This is a genomic window from Candidatus Pelagibacter sp. HIMB1611 (assembly GCF_052047715.1).
In the GTDB taxonomy this organism is placed as follows: domain Bacteria; phylum Pseudomonadota; class Alphaproteobacteria; order Pelagibacterales; family Pelagibacteraceae; genus Pelagibacter.
The window spans coordinates 173199-192237 of the sequence record NZ_JBNAJM010000001.1 but is presented as its reverse complement, the minus strand read 5'-3'; the positions used below and the strand labels follow the sequence as shown (position 1 = coordinate 192237).

19 protein-coding genes are annotated in these 19039 nt (G+C 30.9%); 12 read left to right on the top strand and 7 right to left on the bottom strand.

From position 1 onward, the window contains the following. Nucleotide 1: 1 nt before the first annotated feature. Nucleotides 2–967 (bottom strand): membrane dipeptidase, encoded by a 966-nt coding sequence (locus ACTTAS_RS00990; RefSeq protein ID WP_440678011.1) that lies wholly within the window; start codon nucleotides 965–967, stop codon nucleotides 2–4. Nucleotides 968–1057: 90 nt separating this feature from the next. Here ACTTAS_RS00990 and purE point away from each other — a divergent pair, with 90 nt between their 5' ends. The 7 genes from purE (at nucleotide 1058) to ACTTAS_RS00955 (ending at nucleotide 5597) form a co-directional block, all read left to right on the top strand. Then, entirely contained in the window at nucleotides 1058–1549 is a 492-nt protein-coding gene (purE, locus tag ACTTAS_RS00985) for a 5-(carboxyamino)imidazole ribonucleotide mutase (protein ID WP_440678010.1), read from the top strand. Between the two features lie 2 nt (nucleotides 1550–1551). Further along, nucleotides 1552–2598 carry a 5-(carboxyamino)imidazole ribonucleotide synthase gene (locus tag ACTTAS_RS00980; RefSeq protein WP_440678009.1) on the top strand — a complete coding sequence of 349 codons (1047 nt, stop codon included), beginning with the start codon at nucleotides 1552–1554 and terminating at the stop codon, nucleotides 2596–2598. Nucleotide 2599: 1 nt separating this feature from the next. Further along, complete coding sequence (locus ACTTAS_RS00975) at nucleotides 2600–3067, top strand: GNAT family N-acetyltransferase (protein ID WP_440678008.1); 468 nt, start codon at nucleotides 2600–2602, stop codon at nucleotides 3065–3067. Between the two features lie 123 nt (nucleotides 3068–3190). Continuing rightward, on the top strand, nucleotides 3191–3397 hold the full coding sequence (locus tag ACTTAS_RS00970; RefSeq protein WP_075506166.1) for a cold-shock protein: 207 nt from the start codon (nucleotides 3191–3193) through the stop codon (nucleotides 3395–3397). A gap of 137 nt (nucleotides 3398–3534) precedes the next feature. Next, on the top strand, nucleotides 3535–4281 hold the full coding sequence (locus ACTTAS_RS00965) for an aspartate/glutamate racemase family protein (RefSeq protein ID WP_440678007.1): 747 nt from the start codon (nucleotides 3535–3537) through the stop codon (nucleotides 4279–4281). Between the two features lie 3 nt (nucleotides 4282–4284). Then, nucleotides 4285–4725, top strand: a complete 441-nt coding sequence (locus tag ACTTAS_RS00960; RefSeq protein ID WP_440678006.1) for a hypothetical protein — start codon at nucleotides 4285–4287, stop codon at nucleotides 4723–4725. Nucleotides 4726–4745: 20 nt separating this feature from the next. Then, nucleotides 4746–5597 (top strand): DMT family transporter, encoded by an 852-nt coding sequence (locus ACTTAS_RS00955; RefSeq protein WP_440678005.1) that lies wholly within the window; start codon nucleotides 4746–4748, stop codon nucleotides 5595–5597. On the opposite strand, the gene ACTTAS_RS00950 is transcribed toward ACTTAS_RS00955, so the two are convergent. From ACTTAS_RS00950 to ACTTAS_RS00935, 4 genes are read right to left on the bottom strand one after another with little or no spacing between them, the layout of a single operon-like run. After that, nucleotides 5598–6185: a sarcosine oxidase gene (locus ACTTAS_RS00950; protein ID WP_440678004.1), complete on the bottom strand. Its 588-nt coding sequence runs from the start codon at nucleotides 6183–6185 to the stop codon at nucleotides 5598–5600. Next, on the bottom strand, nucleotides 6182–9178 hold the full coding sequence (locus ACTTAS_RS00945) for a sarcosine oxidase subunit alpha family protein (RefSeq protein WP_440678003.1): 2997 nt from the start codon (nucleotides 9176–9178) through the stop codon (nucleotides 6182–6184). Before ACTTAS_RS00945 ends, ACTTAS_RS00950 begins: the two co-directional genes overlap by 4 nt. Then, nucleotides 9178–9447 carry a sarcosine oxidase subunit delta gene (locus ACTTAS_RS00940; protein WP_075506172.1) on the bottom strand — a complete coding sequence of 90 codons (270 nt, stop codon included), beginning with the start codon at nucleotides 9445–9447 and terminating at the stop codon, nucleotides 9178–9180. Before ACTTAS_RS00940 ends, ACTTAS_RS00945 begins: the two co-directional genes overlap by 1 nt. After that, complete coding sequence (locus tag ACTTAS_RS00935) at nucleotides 9448–10704, bottom strand: sarcosine oxidase subunit beta family protein (RefSeq protein ID WP_440672020.1); 1257 nt, start codon at nucleotides 10702–10704, stop codon at nucleotides 9448–9450. A 124-nt stretch (nucleotides 10705–10828) separates the two neighbouring features. Here ACTTAS_RS00935 and ACTTAS_RS00930 point away from each other — a divergent pair, with 124 nt between their 5' ends. Further along, entirely contained in the window at nucleotides 10829–12514 is a 1686-nt protein-coding gene (locus ACTTAS_RS00930) for a formate--tetrahydrofolate ligase (protein WP_440678002.1), read from the top strand. Here the strand turns inward: ACTTAS_RS00930 and ACTTAS_RS00925 are convergent. Together ACTTAS_RS00925 and ACTTAS_RS00920 are read right to left on the bottom strand one after the other, a co-directional pair. Further along, nucleotides 12506–13294: a type 1 glutamine amidotransferase gene (locus ACTTAS_RS00925; RefSeq protein WP_440678001.1), complete on the bottom strand. Its 789-nt coding sequence runs from the start codon at nucleotides 13292–13294 to the stop codon at nucleotides 12506–12508. The genes ACTTAS_RS00930 and ACTTAS_RS00925 overlap by 9 nt on opposite strands. Continuing rightward, complete coding sequence (locus tag ACTTAS_RS00920) at nucleotides 13294–14445, bottom strand: iron-containing alcohol dehydrogenase (protein WP_440678000.1); 1152 nt, start codon at nucleotides 14443–14445, stop codon at nucleotides 13294–13296. The genes ACTTAS_RS00925 and ACTTAS_RS00920 overlap by 1 nt, the downstream gene beginning before the upstream one ends. Nucleotides 14446–14614: 169 nt before the next feature. Here ACTTAS_RS00920 and ACTTAS_RS00915 point away from each other — a divergent pair, with 169 nt between their 5' ends. From ACTTAS_RS00915 to ACTTAS_RS00900, 4 genes are all read left to right on the top strand, one after another. After that, a complete protein-coding gene (locus tag ACTTAS_RS00915) occupies nucleotides 14615–15859 on the top strand; it encodes an ABC transporter substrate-binding protein (RefSeq protein ID WP_440614108.1) in 1245 nt (414 codons plus the stop codon). Nucleotides 15860–15935: 76 nt separating this feature from the next. Beyond that, nucleotides 15936–16856, top strand: coding sequence for a carbohydrate ABC transporter permease (locus ACTTAS_RS00910; RefSeq protein WP_440633607.1), 921 nt, complete (start codon nucleotides 15936–15938; stop codon nucleotides 16854–16856). Next, complete coding sequence (locus ACTTAS_RS00905; protein WP_440677999.1) at nucleotides 16857–17708, top strand: carbohydrate ABC transporter permease; 852 nt, start codon at nucleotides 16857–16859, stop codon at nucleotides 17706–17708. 1 nt (nucleotide 17709) lies between these two features. Continuing rightward, nucleotides 17710–19038 (top strand): alpha-glucosidase/alpha-galactosidase, encoded by a 1329-nt coding sequence (locus ACTTAS_RS00900; RefSeq protein ID WP_440677998.1) that lies wholly within the window; start codon nucleotides 17710–17712, stop codon nucleotides 19036–19038. The last annotated feature ends 1 nt before the right edge of the window (nucleotide 19039 follow it).

The following is a 19039-nucleotide window of genomic DNA, read 5'->3' as shown; positions in this document are numbered from 1 at the left end:
CTTAAATTGATTTATAAAAATTGTACCAATTATTTCCTAGTATCCCATGTGTCTCATCCTCAGAAAATCCAATTTTTTTGAGACCTTTTTCTATATTTGCAAACCCTCGTGTGTCTTCAAACCAATTAGGTTGTTTTGGAAAGCCTGGTTTATTTTTTGATCCTTCTCCATAATTTTTAGTTTTGGTCCAAGTACCATTTCTCATCCACTCAACTACGCTGTCAGGTTGATCAAGACAAAGATCAGACCCTATACCAATTTTACTTACTCCCATAATTTCTGCAGTCTTTGCTACCATTTCACAAAAACTATCAAGAGTACAATTAGTATTTTCTTTCAAGTGATGTGGGTATAAAGATAAACCTAACATTCCTCCACTATCACTTAGCATCTTAAGCAAATCTGAAGATTTGTTTCTTTTTGCAGCATGCCAAAAAGAAGGGTTTGCATGTGTAATTGCAATTGGTTTTTCACTTATTTCAATTGCATCCATTGTGCTTTTTTCTGCAGAGTGAGACATATCAACAACGATGCCTACTCTATTCATTTCTTTTATTGCTTCTCTTCCAAAATTAGTTACTCCGCTATCAATTTTTTCATAGCAACCGGTAGCAAGAAGAGATTGATTGTTGTAAGTTAGTTGCATGAATCTGCAACCAAGTTCATGAACTTTTTCAACCAAACCAATGTCATCCTCAATTGGTGAACAATTTTGAAAACCAAAAAATATTGCAGTTTTGTTTTCAAGCTTTGCTTTTTCAATATCTTTAAAATCTTTCCCTAGAAATATAAGATCAGAATTTGCTTCAAAAATTTTTTCCCACTTATTTAATTCTATTAGTAGTTCATCATAATCTTCATGATAAACTATAGTTACATGAACTGCATCTAAGCCTGCGGCTCTGTTTGTTTCAAAAATTTTTCTAGACCAATTGCAATATTGCAAATTATCGATTTTAAAATTCATAACGAAATAAGATTAATCAATCTAAATTGAAATACTATTAATTTTATTGAAATTTTTGATTAATTTTGAAATAAACAAGAGAGCATTTTCATGAAAAAAAATACTAATAAAAAAGTCTCAATAGTTATGGGTAGTCAATCAGACTACAAAACTATGCAATTAGCCGAAAAAACTCTTAAACAATTAGGTGTCTCGTTTGAAACTAAAATTGTTTCTGCTCATCGTACCCCAAAGAGAATGTACGATTTTGCATTAAAGGCAGAAAAAAATAATATAGGGGTAATTATTGCTGGTGCTGGTGGATCAGCACATTTACCAGGAATGATTTCTGCGTTAACTCAAATTCCAGTTCTAGGAGTGCCGATTGAAAGCAAAAAACTAAAAGGTTTAGATAGTTTACTTTCGATTGCTCAAATGCCAAAAGGGATTCCTGTCGGTACTTTAGCAATTGGAGAAGATGGCGCTATTAATGCTGCATTACTTGCTGCTGAAATAATGGCTATTACTAATTCATCGATCAAAAATAAGCTAAAAAGTTGGAGATCAAACCAAACTAAATCTGTTAAAAGAGCTCCAAAATAAAAATGTCTAATATTACTCTTGGGATTATTGGGGGCGGCCAATTAGGAAGTATGCTTGCAATTGCTGCAAAAAAACTAGGGATAAAGATAATAATTTTTTGTGATGATTTGGAAGCACCAGCTCAAAATTTTTGTGAAGAATTTATTGGTGCAAAATATGATGATAAAGAAAAAATAAATGAATTTGTAAACAAAGTTGATATCGTAACTTATGAATTTGAAAACATTCCATATGAAACATTAAATGATATCAACAAGTTAAAACCAGTTTTACCAAAACCTTCAGTAAATAGACTAATTCAACATCGATTAGCAGAAAAAGATTTTGTAAATAAATTAAATATAAGAACGACTAGATATGTCTCAGTTGAAAATCAATCTGATATTGATGTACTTGAAGATTTTTTACCAGGTATAATTAAAACTACTACATTAGGTTATGACGGTAAAGGGCAGCACCCTGTCTCGTCATCAAAAGAATTAAACAATCTTAAATTAGATTTATCAAGAGGATACATTTTAGAAAAATTAGTCAAACTTAAAAAAGAGATATCAATTATTATAACTAGGTTTAGTAATAATAAATATGAAATCTATGAACCTATAGAAAATACCCATGAAGATCAGATCTTAAAACATTCTAAAATACCTGCAGATATAAATGAAAAAATATTTAATCAATCTAAAGATTGGGCAATTCTTATTGCTGAGGAACTTAAATATGTTGGTACTCTATGCGTAGAATTCTTTATAGATAGAAATGATAATCTTTATGTAAATGAAATTGCTCCAAGGGTTCATAATTCTGGACATTTAACAATTAATGCTTTTAATGTAAGTCAATTTGAAAATCACATCAGAGCTGTTTGTGGACTTGAACAGATACCTTTAAAAAAATTATCAAATGCAAAAATGATAAATTTACTAGGAGATCAAATATCTCACTATAGAAATTCTCCAAAACTTAAAGATAACGAATTCTTTTTTGATTATTTAAAAAAAGAAATTAAAGATAAAAGAAAAATGGGTCATATCACTATTCTGGAATAAAATGTTAAAATCAATTGAAGGAAATTTTGATGATCCAGAAGTTCACAAGCTTTTAACAAAGCATTTTGTTGAACTTAGAGCTGCCTCACCAGAGGGAAGCGCTCATGTTTTAGACATTCCAGGTCTTAAAGTTCCATCTATAAAATTCTGGAGTTTATATAATAACGATCAACTAATGGGATGTGGTGCGTTAAAATTTTTAGAAAAAGGACATGGAGAATTCAAATCAATCAGAATTCATGATAATTTTAGAAAAAAAGGACATGGTGTTATTGTCATCAATCACCTTATTAGTGAGGCAAAAAAATTAGATATTAAAAAATTAAGTATTGAGACAGGTGCTGGAGATTTTTTTATTCCAGCTAGAAAACTCTTTAAATCTTGTGGTTTTGAGCCTTGTGAACCATTTGCTCATTATAAAGAAGATGTTAATTCTGTTTATTTGACTAAATTGATTGCTACAGATTGACAATAAGATCGGATAATTTCTCTATTTTGTTGACAAAACCCATTAAAATCTAAAGAAAGCCAAAATTACTTAATTATAAATTTTAAGTAATAATTAATATAACAAAAAGTAAGAAGAAATAATATGAGTCTAACAGGTAAAGTAAAATGGTTCAATCCAACCAAAGGTTTTGGTTTTATTGAAAGAGAAGACAAAGAAAAAGATGTGTTTGTACATGTTTCAGCAGTAAGAGATGCTGGTATGAACGGTTTAGATGAGGGTCAAGCTTTGACTTTCGATGTTGAAGATGGTCCCAAAGGTCCTTCAGCAGTTAACTTAAAAACTGCATAATTTCACACTTCCTATTGGCTGAAAAAATTTTATTTTTTAATAAATAATTTTATTCAGCCAATACCAAATCTTATAAAAAACAACTTTTAGTCAAAAAATTTAATTATATAAGTTGTATATAAGATAATAAGAATTTTATGATCGGAATTTTAGGTGGAATGGGTACTCAGGCTGGTCTTGATTTTTGCAATAAGCTTGCAGTGCTAAATAGAGGTAAAATTGATCAAGAATATCCTTTATTTGTTTTGTATAACAAATCAAATATTCCAGGAAGACCAGAATCTATAGGTACTCAAACAAAAAACTTATCAAATCTAAATACAAATAAATCCAATAGAACAAAATATAATAAAGTTTTAAAAAGTCTTCTTGAAGGTTGTAAGTTATTAGAAAAGAATAAATGCAAATTTATTGTTATCCCATGTAATACAGCTCATTACTGGTTTGATGATCTGCAAAAAAAAATCAATATCCCAATTATAAATATGCCAAAAGAAGTTTTTAAATTTACAAAAAAGAATTGTAAAAAAAATTCAAAAGTTGGTTTATTGGCCACTGAAGGTACTTTAAAAACTGGAGTGTATAATAAATTTTTTGATCAGAGCTATCAATTAGTTAACCCATCTGAAAATCTTCAAAAAAATTCAGTAAATAAAGCAATCAAGTTTGTAAAAATGGGTAATGTTAGAGCTGCTGAAAAAGCTATCAAACCAGCTATAAAATATTTGCTTAAAATGAAATGTAAAAAAATAATTTTAGGTTGTACTGAGTTGCCAATTGCAATATTCGCTTTTAAATCATTCAAGAATATTAAATCTTCAAAGATATTTTTGGATCCAAATTTAATTCTTGCTCACTCTGCAATGCAGAAACACAAAAGATAAACAGTGACATCTAAAATTGATAAGCCCTATGTTTTAAGAGTTGCAGAACTAATATATTCTAAAATTATTGAGATAAAAAACCAAAATCCTGAAGTTAATAACATCCAAGCATTTGAGATTTTCATGACAACAAAAGATTATGATTTTATTAGCTCAGGAAAATTTCATGAAAATTGGATATCTGAATTAAAAGATAACAATTTTGTTGATAAAATTACTGGTAAAAAAATTAATGAAGAAACATTAAGACTTTTAGACATTCAAAAAGATTCTATGGTTAAATTTTTGCTTAAAATACCAAAATTATACTACACAAAAACCCATTTCCCTTTGGAATTATCACAAAGAGCCTTTAATCATCTTTGGAGAGTTTGTGAAAGTTACGAAATGTGGTGCAAAGAAACTAAGCAAAAAAATTTGATTAAATTAAATTTAATTGATTAAATTTTAAATTAATAATTACTGTGATTAAGGTATTTCCATTTATATTTATTTTACTTTGGTCATCAGCATTCATAACCACGAAACCAATCATTGATTACAGCGATCCTTTTGCTGCATTAGCCTTTAGATTTGCACTAGTAGCATTTGGTTTTCTGATTTTTTCTATCTATTCAAGGCAGAAAATAATTGTAAATAAAAAAAATTTTTTACAATCTTTTTTCAGTGGAGTTCTTTTTCATGGATTTTATTTGGGAGGTGTTTTTTATTCAATTTCTATTGGAATGCCAACTGGTCTTGCTGCTTTAATTGTAACTCTTCAGCCAATACTAACTAATGTATTAAGTGGACCAATACTTAAAGAGAAGGTTTCTATTAAACAATGGATAGGTGTTTTACTAGGATTTATTGGAGCATCATTAGTTCTTGGTTTTGAAATTGGATCAAAAATTCCAACTAATGGATTAATTGCAACTATTATAGCTTTGATAGCAATAACAAGTTCAACTCTTTGGCAAAAAACAATAAGCAACAACCTACCCTTATCAGTAAGTAATATGAACCAAGCACTTGGAGGTTTTTCATTTCATTTATTAATTATAATTTTTTTTGCTGATCCTTACATTGAATTTTCAAAAACATTTATAATTGCAATGAGTCATCAAATTTTTTTAGTGTCCTTTGGAGCATTCACAATATTCATGTTCTTAATTAAAAAAAATTCTGCAAGCAAAACAGTTTCAATATTTTTTTTAATTCCTCCTACATCTGCATTCATGGCATGGTTATTTTTAAATGAGAAATTATCTAATTTAGATCTTTTAGGATTTTTTATAGCTACTATTGGTGTTTATATTGCTACTAGAGAAAAATAATTACTTTGCAATATATCCAAATTCTAAAGATGCATCTGTTATTGAGTGATAAAGAGATTCACCAAAACTTCTTAATCCAAATATTCTAAATTTATCTGGATCATCATCAAGCATATCAATAGTGACTGACATTCCGTTATAAGTAGAATTTAAAGATTGATTTTTTTCTAGCTCACCAAAATTAAATGGGCATCCTTTTTTTAAAACTTCCTTGGCTTCCTTACCTTCAATTTCAATTATTGCTTTTGAATGTGATATGTCTGTTATTGCAAATTCATTATCATTAAATTTTTGCTCTATTTCATTTAAAATATCCTTTTTCTTAGAAACTAAAATCCAATTTCTTGGACTGTTCCAAAGTATTCTTGTGTTATCATTTGAGCTAACTAAAGATGAATTGTCTCTTAAATTTAGACCATCTACCTGCATATTGTCTAATGATGAGTTTGAACTTTTATACTGAACTATCTGTACAATTAATAAATTAGTAGTTTCAGATATTGAAAGTAAATTTTTATCATCTTTACCTTCTAAATCTCCAAATTGACCTTTTGCATGCACATTATTTAAAGCTGAAATTAAACTCATGATCTAACTCTCTCTCCTTTCGGATCAACATAATGTGATGAAACTATTTCTACTGGAATAACTTTGTTTTTTAATGGAGACATTACAAATAATTTTTCTCCAATCATATTTTTTCCATCTTTTAATATTGCTAGTGAAAATGGATTATCATGCTCAACACTCCAACAAGAGGCTGAGATATGACCTAATTTTTTATTAGGTAAAGGAGCGTTAGCGTCTTTAACTAAGTGTGAACCTTCTGGAATACTAGTTTTTTTATCCAATGGAACAACGCCTACAATTCGCTGTCTATCCTCAGCTACAAAAGCTGATCTCTGTAGTGATCTTTTTCCAATAAAATCTTTCTTTTTACTCAATAGCCCTTCTAAAGCATTGTCGTAGGGAATTGTTCTTCCATCTAATTCAGAACCTGCAACATGTCCCATTTCAATTCTAAGTGTAGACAATGCTTCAGTTCCATATGGTTGAATTTGAAACTCTTCTCCAATTTCAATTATTTTTTCCCACATAAATCTTCCGTTATCAGACTCAACATTAACTTCGTAAGCTAATTCACCTGAGAATGAAATTCTGAAAATTCTTGCTTTAACACCAAATAAATCGCCTTCTACATATCCCATAAATGGAAGACCTTCATTGGATACATCTGTTTTAGGAAACAATTTCTGTAATAAATCTCTTGATTTAGGGCCAGCTATAGCAGCTCCTGCCCATTGCTCAGTTGTTGAAACTACATTTACATTAAGTTCAGGCCAAACAAGTTGCAAATAATACTCTAAATGCGAAAGCACATTAGCTGCTTGAGCCGTAGTTGTTGTCATGTGATAGTGGTTTTCTGAAATTCTAGTAGTTGTACCATCATCCATCACTATCCCATCTTCTCTTAACATCACTCCATATCTTGCTTTTCCAATAGGTAACTTCAACCATGCATTTGTGTATACTCTGTTTAAAAATTCTGCAGCATCAGGACCCTTAACGTCAATCTTACCAAGTGTTGTTACGTCACAAACTCCAACGTTTGTCCTTACATTTTTCGCTTCTCTTTTTGATGCTTCGAACAAAGTTTCGTTTCCTCTTTTATAATATCTTGGTCTTAACCAAACTCCTGCATCAACAAAAACAGCGTTATGCTCTTCATGCCAATTGTGAATTGGAGATTTTCTTGTTGGTTTTGAGTGCTTTCCTACTTCTCTACCAACAATAGCACCTATTGAAATAGGTGTATAAGGAGGTCTAAAAGTTGTGTGGCCAACAGACGGAACAACTTTATTTTCAATCTCAGATACTAATTGTAATCCATTTAAATTACTTGTTTTTCCTTGGTCTGTTGCCATACCTAAAGTGGTATATCTTTTTACATGTTCAATTGATCTATAACCTTCTCTTAATGCAATCTCTACATCAGAAACAGCAACATCATTTTGAAAATCTAAAAATCTTTTATAACTTTTACCTTTTGGTAATGGAACACACCAAAACTTATCATGTTTAGAATATTTTTTTTCAACTACATTTGGAATAGATATTTCGTTATCTTTCTCAGTAATTTTTTTTGATAATTCTTTTCCTTTTTCAAATGATGTTTTTAAAGTTTCTTCTAGTGTAAATACACCATTAGCAGCTCCCAAAGTTGTTTCATTTTGTTTTGAAACTCCTGGAACAAACGCGTCTATCTCTTCATTAAATTTAGTTTTATTTCCTGATTGTGATGCCAAATGAATTGTAGGTGTCCAAAATCCAGAAACACATATACAATCACAATTTATATTCTCTATTTTACCAAGTGTTTTCTTGTCTTCAGAAATAGTTGCCACATCAGCTGATTTTACTTTTTTATAACCTTGTGCTGCAACTACTACATATGAATTTTTAATATTAATTCCTAAATTTTTTGCTTCATCAATAATTTCTGATTGTGGATTTGATCTTGAATCTAAAACTATAGGCTCAACTCCGTGTTTTTTAAATTCAATTGCAGTTTCATAGCCACTATCATTGTTTGTAAATACTAAAGGTTTTTTTCCAACTAAGACACCATAAACTTTTAAATATTCTTTAGCTGCAGATGAAAGCATTACTCCAGGAGTATCATTGTTTCCAAAAACAATTGGTCTTTCGATTGATCCAGATGAAATTAGAACTTCTTTTGCTCTAATATACCAAAGTCTTTTGTTTGGATGGTATTTTTTAGTTTTAGGTAAATGGTCACTAACTTTTTCAGACATTACCAACATGTTGTGATCATAATATCCAAAAACTTGAGATCTATTTTTTACGATTACATTTGGCATCTCTTTCAATTCTGAAATAATACCGTCCGCCCAATCTTTTCCAGATTGGTTACCAATATTCACATCACTTGTTAATAATGAACCACCATATCTTGGTTTGTCCTCAGCTAAAATTACTTTGGCTCCATTTTTCGCTGCAGAATACGCACTTGCTAAACCTGATGGTCCAGATCCAGCAATTAAAAGATCGCAATACTCATATTTATGTTCATATCTTTCTTTATCATGTTTTGTTGATGCTACTCCTAATCCAGCTGCTTTTCTAATAAATGGCTCATAAATTTTGTACCAAAAGCTTTTTGGCCACATAAAAGTTTTATAATAAAATCCAGCAGGTAAAAATATTTTTAGAAAATTGTTTATAGCTCCAATATCAAAGTTAACACTTGGCCAACAATTAACACTGCTTGCCTCTAATCCTTCAAATAATTCTTGTTCGGTTGCTTTAATATTTGGCTCCGTTTCACCATTTCTATAAAGTTGAACAACAGCGTAAGGTTCATCAACTCCTGCACCAAAAAACCCTCTTGGTCTGTGATATTTAAAACTTCTACCAACTAAATGAACACCATTTGCTAGTAAAGCTGAAGCTAATGTATCGCCCTCATAACCAAAATAAGATGTGCCGTTGAACTTAAAAGAAATTTTTTTATTTCTATTTATTAAGCCACCTGTTTCTATTCGATAACTCTGAGTCATTAAGCAATTTCTTCGTTAGCTTTATAAGTTTTAAAAATTTCATGTGTTGCAGTATCTCTTTCAACTTTTATCCACTGTCTACAACCAGATAAATGCTGCCAAAGTTCTAAATGTTTTCCTCTAGGACTAACTCTATTGTATACGAAGTTATCCCATTCTTGATCTGTAACTTCTTTATTTAGTTCTGGTCTTTTAACAGTAGCATCTCCACCATAAGAAAATTCATTTTGAGATCTCATTCCACAATGTGGGCATTTAATATGTAACATTTATGAAATCCAAGTTTTTGTACCAAGACCTTTTTCATCAATAAGATGACCAGTACTAAATCTGTTCAAACTGTATCCTGCATTTAATTCATGAACTCTATCTTGAGCAATAGTATGTGCAAATGTCCATCCTGATGCTGGAGTTGCTTTAAAGCCTCCGTAACACCATCCACAATTTAAATACAAACCATCAATATGAGTTTTATCAATTATTGGTGAACCGTCCATTGACATGTCCATAATCCCACCCCAAGTTCTTAGCATTTTTAATTTACTTAAAAATGGCATCATCGCAATTCCTTCAGTTAAAACATGTTGTAATGTTGGAAGATTACCTCTTTGAGCGTAACTATTGTAACCATCAAGGTCTCCACCCATTACCATTTCACCTTTGTCTGATTGACTAATATAAAAATGACCTGCACCAAAAGTTACAACTTTGTCTAAAATTGGTTTCACTGGTTCAGAAACACAAGCTTGCAAAAGATGAGTTTCAATTGGCAAAGTCATATTTAATTTTTCTGCTAAAATATTTGTGCTACCAGCAACGCATAGACCAACTTTCTTTGCTTTAATATTTCCTCTAGATGTTCTGATCCCTTTTATTTTTCCTGCAGAAACATCAAAACCTGTGACTTCACAATTTTGGATTATATCTACTCCCATCGAGTCTGCTTGACGAGCGTACCCCCAAGCAACTGCATCATGACGAGCAGTTCCAGCACTTGGTTGCATCAATCCACCAAAGATAGGAAATCTTACGTTGTCTGAAAAGTCAGCCATTGGAATTAATTCTTTTACTTCTTCTCTGTTTAAAAGAACCGCATCAATTCCGTTTAATCTCATCGAATTTCCTCTTCTTGCGTATGCATTCATTTGTGCATCTGAGTGTGCAAGATTAATAATTCCTCTTGGAGAAAACATTACGTTGTAATTTAAGTCCTGACTCATCTTTCTCCATAGATCCATTCCAAACTCACTGAAAAGACCATTTTCATCATGCATGTAGTTTGATCTAATAATTGTAGTGTTACGTCCAACATTTCCACCGCCAATCCATCCTTTTTCAATGATGGCTACTTTTGTAATTTGATGTTCTTTAGCTAGATAATACGCTGTAGCTAAACCATGACCACCGCCTCCGATGATAACAACATCGTACTCTTCTTTAGGATTTGGATCTTTCCAAGCTAAATCCCAATTTTGATGGCCTGTTAATGCATTTTTAACTAAGCTAAAAATAGAATACTTTTGCATAACAGAATTTTATATTAATGAATTTAAATAGTTCTTATTTTTTTTATATATATATTTTAGAAGTTTCGAAAAATCTCAAATAAGATAATTATTATGCAAAAAAATTTACAATAAAGGATAACGAATGAGCGAAGTAAAATCAGATATACAGATAGCTAGAGAAGCTAAAATGCAACCAATAAATGATATTTTAGCAAAGATAAATGTACCTGATGAAAGCTCTGCGTTTAGTCCTATGGGCAGACATATTGCAAAAATAAATTTAGAATATTTAGAGCAACTAAAAGATAAGCCAGATGGAAAATTAATTTTAGTAACTGCTATTACTCCAACCCCAGCAGGAGAAGGAAAAACTACAACTTCGGTTGGATTAAATGATGGTTTAAATAAAATTGGAAAAAAATCTATTGTATGTCTTAGAGAACCAAGCTTAGGTCCTTCTTTTGGTATGAAAGGTGGAGCAGCTGGTGGAGGTTATGCTCAGGTCGTTCCAATGGAACAAATCAATTTGCATTTTACAGGTGACTTTCATGCAATTACATCTGCTCATAATTTATTATCAGCATTAATCGATAATCATATTTATTGGGGAAATAAACTGGATATCGATGTAAGAAGAATTGTTTGGAAAAGAGTTATGGACATGAATGATAGATCGTTAAGATCCATAAATATAAACTTAGGTGGTGTAGCAAACGGTTTTCCAAGAGAAGATGGTTTTGATATTACAGTTGCATCAGAGATAATGGCAATCTTTTGCTTATCAAATGATCTAGAAGATTTAGAAAAAAGAATTGGAAATATAACTATTGGTTATACCAGAGATAAAAAACCAGTTTACGCAAAAGACTTAAATGCTCAAGGTCCTATGACTGTTCTTTTAAAAGAAGCTATCAGACCTAATGTTACACAAACTTTGGAAAACAATCCTGCAATTATTCATGGTGGTCCATTTGCGAATATTGCTCATGGTTGTAACTCAGTTATTGCAACAAAGACTGGTTTAAAATTAGCGGACTATGTTGTAACTGAAGCAGGATTTGGTGCTGACCTTGGTGCGGAAAAATTCTTAGATATTAAATGTAGAAAATCAAATTTAAAACCTAGTTGTGTAGTAATTGTTGCAACTATAAGAGCTTTAAAAATGCACGGTGGTGTTTCTAAAGATGATTTAAAAAATGAAAATGTTGAAGCTTTAAAAAAAGGGTTAGTAAATTTAGAAAGACATATTCAAAATGTTAAAAAATTTGGTTTACCAGTAGCTGTAGCTGTTAATCATTTTATAAAAGATACTGATAATGAAGTGAAAGCGCTTATAGATTTTTGTGACAATTTAGGTGTTAAAGCTAGTCTATGTACTCATTGGGCAAATGGTGGTGAAGGTACAAAAGAATTAGCTGCTCATGTTTCAGAATTGTGCGAAAAAGATGAAGCTAAATTTCAATTTTTATACGAAAGCAAAACACCATTGTTTAAAAAAATAGAGACTATTGCAAAAGAAATTTATAGAGCAGATGAAGTAATCGCTGATACAAAAATTAGAGATCAACTTAAAAACTTTGAAGAAGCTGGATATGGTGATTTACCAATTTGTGTTGCTAAAACTCAATACAGTTTCTCAACAGATCCAAATCTTAAAGGAGCACCAACAGGTCATGCATTACCAGTGAGAGAAGTAAGGCTATCATCAGGAGCAGAGTTTATTGTGGTTATTTGCGGTGCAATCATGACTATGCCTGGATTACCAAGGGTTCCTGCAGCAGATTCAATTAAACTAAATGAAAAAGGTGAGATAGAAGGATTATTCTAAATTAAGATAACTCAACCAATTTTCTAGTTCTCTCATTCTGGAAATTTTATCTAACTTTTTATTTTCTATTTCTATATTTTTAATGTGATCATCAATATGATTTTGATCTTTAAAAGCACCACGTTCTATAAGTCTATCTTTTCTGAAAATAATTAAGTTAATCATCTTGTTGTAAGTAATTTCTGGATGATACTGAAGGCCCCACACATCACAATTTCCAATTTTAAAATTTAAACCTTGAACGTTATTAATTGGGTTCGAAGCTAGCAATGTCGAATTTTTTGGAAGAGTTACAACTTCATCAAAATTAAATGCTGGAGTATTAAACTTTTTATTTTTGTTTTTATATAATGGATGATTTAAACCATTTTCATTAATTTCAATATCTCTTGCAATCCCTCGGTGAGATCCTCTCTCAGCTTTTTTAACTTCACCTCCAGCAGCAGTTACCGCAACTTGCATTCCCCAACAAATCGCTAGAACTTTTTTAATTTTTTTCTGACACTCTTTCATAAATTCTATTTGTCTTAAAATTTCAGGTGTATTGTTATAAATATTTAAACTACTACCGCCCCAAATAAGACCATCATAACTTTCTAGTGGATCTATATTCTCACTTATATTTTCATCTGAAGAGGGATTAACCACATCTATATTTAGTTGATCAGTAAAATGAGAAAGGCTATGTTTTAAACTTTCTGTATGAGTTTGAATGCCTGCCTCTGTGAAGCTTTGATTTTCCTCTTTTAAATTACCTTCTACAACTAAAATATTCTTCATTAAAATAATTCTCCTGAAATGCTTTTTTTATACATTTCTTTTAAATCTTCTTTTGTTATTTTTTTTGGATTGCCTGCTGTAGATGGGTCTTCAAATGCCATTAGAGAAAGTTTTTCTAAATCTAATTCATTACAGTCCATAACATCTGAAAGTTTATGAGGAATATTTAATTCTTTACGCAAATTTAGTATCCATCCTAAAAAACTTTCAAATGTACTATTTAGATTAAGATAATTACAAATAGATATAATTCTGTTTTCAATGACTGATTTATTGAAAGTTAAAACATAAGGCATAAATATAGCGTTACTTAAACCATGATGTACATCAAACTGTGCATTTATTGGATGACTTAAAGAATGTATTGCACCAAGACCCTTTTGAAAAGCAGTAGAACCCATGCTGGATGCTGCTAACATTTCAGATCTAGCCTCTATGTTCGTACCATTTTTATAAACCTCTATTAAAGAATTTTTAATTAACCTCATACCCTCAAGCGCGATACCATCTGCCATTGGATGAAATCCAGGTGCACAAAAAGCCTCAAGATTGTGAGCAAGTGCATCCATTCCTGTTGCAGCTGTTATTCTTGGAGGAAGATCTTTGGTTAAATTTGGATCTAAAATTACAATAGAAGGTAAAATTTTTGGATGAAAAATTATTTTTTTTATTCCTGTTTCTTGATTAATAATGGCTGAAGCCCTTCCTGTTTCTGATCCTGTTCCTGCGGTAGTTGGAACCGCTATAATTGGAGAAATTTTATTTCCATCAGCTCTTGTCCAATAATCTCCTATATCCTCAAAATCCCATATAGGTCTTTTTTGACCGCACATAAAAGCTATTCCCTTTCCTACATCTAATGCACTACCTCCACCAAAGGCAATTACTCCATCACATTTTTTTTCTAAATATAAAGAAACACCTTCCATTACGTTTTTTCCAGTTGGGTTTCCTGAAAAATGTGAAAATACTTTTAAATTATCAAAGTCATTTTTTAATTTTTCAATTACTTTTGAAGTCATTAGAAGATTTAAAAGATCTTTATCGGTTACAAAAAGTGGATTTTTAATTTTTAAGTTTAAACAGGCGGTTGTAAGATCTTCTATTTTACCTGCTCCAAACCAAATAGTAGTGGGATAATTCCAAGGCATAAAAAAATTATAATTAGTATAATTATATAGATATTTTCTATAATTTAATATTAGAAACTATTTATAATTTACCAATTTTTTTTTGCGACAAATAGTAATCGAAATTTTCGTTTGTAATCGATTTGAAAAATACATAGTCTATCAATCATACATAATAAAAGGAGTATAAATGAAAAAGATTATTATCTCATTAATAATGACGTTTGGAATAATCTCTTCAACTTCATTTGCTGGAACTTTAGTAATAAACACAGATACATCTGATGCAGCACCTAAAGCAGCTTTTGAATATATCATTAAAAAATTTGAAGATGAAAATCCTGATGTCACAGTAAAATGGAATGTTTTTGACCATGAAGGTTACAAACAATCTATTAGAAATTTCTTGAACACTGATCCACCTGATGTGGCAAACTGGTATGCAGGAAACAGGATGTTACCATTTGTAAGAGCAGGTTTGTTTGAAGATGTGTCTGATATTTGGTCTGACTCAGGTTGGGTTGATGGAAACTTAAGTGAAAATATGGAGCATGCTAAAAAATCCATGACAATTGGTGGCAAGCAATGGGGAATTCCTTATACTTACTATCAGTGGGGAGTTTATTACCGAAAAGATATTTTTAATAACTTAGGTATTAGTGTTCCAAAAACTTGGGATGAGTTCGTTAAAGCTTGTGAAACAATTAAAGCAAGTGGAGTAACACCAATAACTATTGGATCAAAATATCTATGGACTACTGCAGGAGTATTTGACTACTTAAATTTAAGAACAAATGGATATGAATTCCATATGGATCTTACTTTAGGAAAAGTTCCTTATACTGATGCTAAAGTTCAAGCAGTTTTTGATAAATGGGATGAATTAGTTAAACCTGGTTACTTTTTAGAAAATCATGCTGCTCTAAGTTGGCAAGAAGCTCTGACACCAATGATTAATGGTGAAGCTGCAATGTACGTTATGGGTAATTTCGCAGTTGCTCCTTTAAAAGAAGGTGGTTTAAATGATGATACTTTAGGATTCTTTCAATTTCCTGAAATAACTCCGGGTATTCCAATGGCTGAGGAGGCACCTACTGATACAGTACATATACCTTCAAAAGCTAAGAATAAAACTGATGCAAAACGTTTCTTAATATTTATGTCTCGAGCTGATGTACAAGAAGAGATTAATAAAATATTGGGTCAGCTACCTATTAACAAAAACTCTGGTGTTAAAGAAGGAGATCCTTTCTTATCAGCAGGATTAAATATGCTTAATAATGCTTACGCAATGGCGCAATTCTACGATAGAGATGCTCCAGCTCAAATGGCATCAGAAGGTATGAAGGGCTTCCAAGAATATATGTCTAATCCAGACAGAAGACAAAAAATCTTGGAAAGATTAGAAAAAGTACGTCAAAGAGTTTATAAATAAACTTTTTAATTAACTTAGGGGCTAATAAGCCCCTAAGTTTAAAAATCGATTTCATCAATTTTTAAAATAGAATTAAATGGAACTAAATAATTCAAAAGCAAAAAGAATTACTTGGTGGCAAAAAAATCAAATTAAAGTAAGCCCATGGATTTTTTTAGCTCCAGGTTTAATATTTTTTTTCATTTATGTAATAGCTCCAATATTTGTATCTATTGGTATATCTTTTTATCAATGGGATGGGCTATCTCCTTCGATATATGTTGGTCTTCAAAATTATATTGAGCTACTAGATGATGAATATTTTTATATTTCACTTTGGAATAATCTTAAATGGCTAGTATTTTTCATGCTAGCTGTTCCTATTGGTCTAGGATTAGCGATATTCTTAAATCAAGTTGTTTTTGGAATAAGATTAGTAAAATCTCTATTTTTTTTTCCATTTGTTATATCTCAAGTAGTTATTGGTCTAATTTTTACCTGGTTTTACCAACCAAATTACGGAGTGATTGCACCATTTCTAAATTTCATTGGGTTAGAGGGATTTTCAATTCTTGCAAATGAAGATACTGCTACTTATGGGATAATATTTGCAGGTCTATACCCTCAAATTGCTTATTGTTTAATTTTATATTTAACAGGACTTAATAATATTAACCCTGAACAAATCGAAGCTGGAAGAATGGATGGTGCTAAGGGGTTTCATTTATTTTGGAATATAGTACTCCCACAGCTTAGACCCGCAACTTTCCTAGCAATTGTAGTTACTGTAATTGGTGCACTAAGAAGCTTCGATATGGTAGCAATAATGACTCAAGGAGGTCCTTATGGATATTCAAATGTCTTGGCGTATTACATGTTTGAGCAAGCTTTAAGTGAATATGGATACAGAATGGGATACGGGTCAGCAATAGCAACTGTTTTATTTACAATAATGATGTTTTATATTTTGTTTTTCATATACAGAATGTATCGAAATGAGAGAGAGGATAATAACTAAATGTTCCCTACTCCTATTCATCAAAGACCAGTTGTAAATCAATATATTTATAAAATATTCTTACCTATCTCGTTAATTATTTGGCTGATACCAATTTTTGGTATTTTAATGACATCTATCAGGGGCCTGGGAGATATTACAGCTGGAAACATGTGGGGAACACCAAGTGAATTTTTACTTTTTTCAAATTTACACGATGTTTTTACTAACACTCCAATGCTTAAATATACTCTAAATAGTTTTAAAGTAACTATACCAACAATGTTAGGAGCGGTTGCTTTAAGCTGTATGACTGGCTTTGCTCTTGCTAACTATAAATTTAAGACAAATTTAACAATATTTTTTATTTTTATAGCTGGAAACTTTGTTCCATTTCAAATTTTAATGATACCAGTTAGAGATCTTACTTTTAAGGTTGGTCTCTACAACACCATTACAGGATTAGTATTATTTCACGTAGCTTTTCAAACAGGCTTTTGCACACTTTTTATGAGAAATTTTATTAAAGCTCTACCTCAAGAACTTATTGAAGCTGCAAGAATGGATGGCGCATCTGAATTTAAAATATTTTGGAAAATAATATTACCTTTAACTAGACCAGCTATAGCAGCACTTTGTGTATTAATTTTTACATTTATTTGGAATGATTATTTTTGGGCAACTGTCTTAATACAAGGTGATCATGCAATGCCTATTACTGCTGGATTGAAATCATTGAATGGTCAATGGATTACAGCTTATCACTTGTTATCAACTGGATCCATTGTTGCTGCTATACCTCCCGTTATTATGTTTTTCTTAATGCAAAAACATTTTATTGCTGGATTAACTCTTGGAGCAACTAAGGGTTAATATGATTAAAGTTACATTTATTGGAGCAGGAAGTACTGTATTTATGAAAAATATACTTACAGATATTTTACTTGAAAAAAATTTCAGTAACTGTGAAATAGTTTTGCAAGATATTGATGAAAGAAGATTAAAAACCTCAAATTTAGTCGCAGAAAAAGTTGCAAAATCGATAGGTGTAAATCCAAAAATTATAATTGAAAAAAATCAAAAAAAAGCACTCAGTGGAGCTAACTTCGTAATATTGATGTTTCAAATAGGAGGTTATGAGCCTTCTACAGTTATTGATTTTGAAATACCAGCAAAGTATGGACTAAAACAAACTATTGGTGACACTTTAGGAATAGGTGGAATTATGAGAGGATTGAGAACAGTCCCTGCTTTGTTGTCCGTTGCAAAAGATATGAATGAAGTTTGTCCGGGCGCAACTATGTTGCAGTATGTTAATCCTATGGCAATTAATTGTTTAGCATTGTCTAAATTTGCCCCTGAGCTTAAATATGTTGGGCTTTGTCATTCTGTACAAGGAACTGCTGAAGATTTAGCAAAAGATATTGGTGAGGATATTAAAAATATTAATTATGAATGTTCAGGTATCAATCATATGTCTTTTTATACTAAGTTTGAAAAAATTAATCCTGATGGAAAAAAAGAAAATCTTTATCCTAAAATTTTTAAAGCTGGAAAAGAAAAAACATTTGGTACCAATTGGGATGGATGCACTAATGAGGTTAGATATAAAGTTTTAGAAAAATTTGGATACTTTGTTACAGAATCATCCGAACACTTTGCAGAATATACTCCTTGGTTTATTAAAAATAACAGAGAGGACTTATTAAGTGAATTCAATATTCCAATTAATGAATATATTAGAAGGTGCAAAAAACAAATTAAAGAGTGGGATCAACAAGAGCAAAATTTATTAGATGGAGAAAAATTTGTTTGTGAGAAGTCTTTAGAGTATGCTTCACGAATAATTGTATCAATTGTAGAAGGAAAAGAAGACACAATTAATGGAAATGTTTTAAATAATAAGTTAATTTCTAATTTACCAGATGATTGTTGTGTTGAAGTACCATGTAAAATAAATAATGAGGGAATTAACCCACAAAAAGTTGGTGATTTACCTATGCATTTAGCAAACCTAATGAAAACTAATATAAATGTACAACAGTTAACTGTTGAAGCTTTAAGAACTAAAAAGAAAGATGCTATTTATCATGCAGCTATGTTGGATCCACTTACTTCTTCTTTATTAAGTTTAGATCAAATAAGTTCTATGGTAGATGAGTTATTAATAGCTCACAAAAATTGGATACCAAAATTTAATTAAT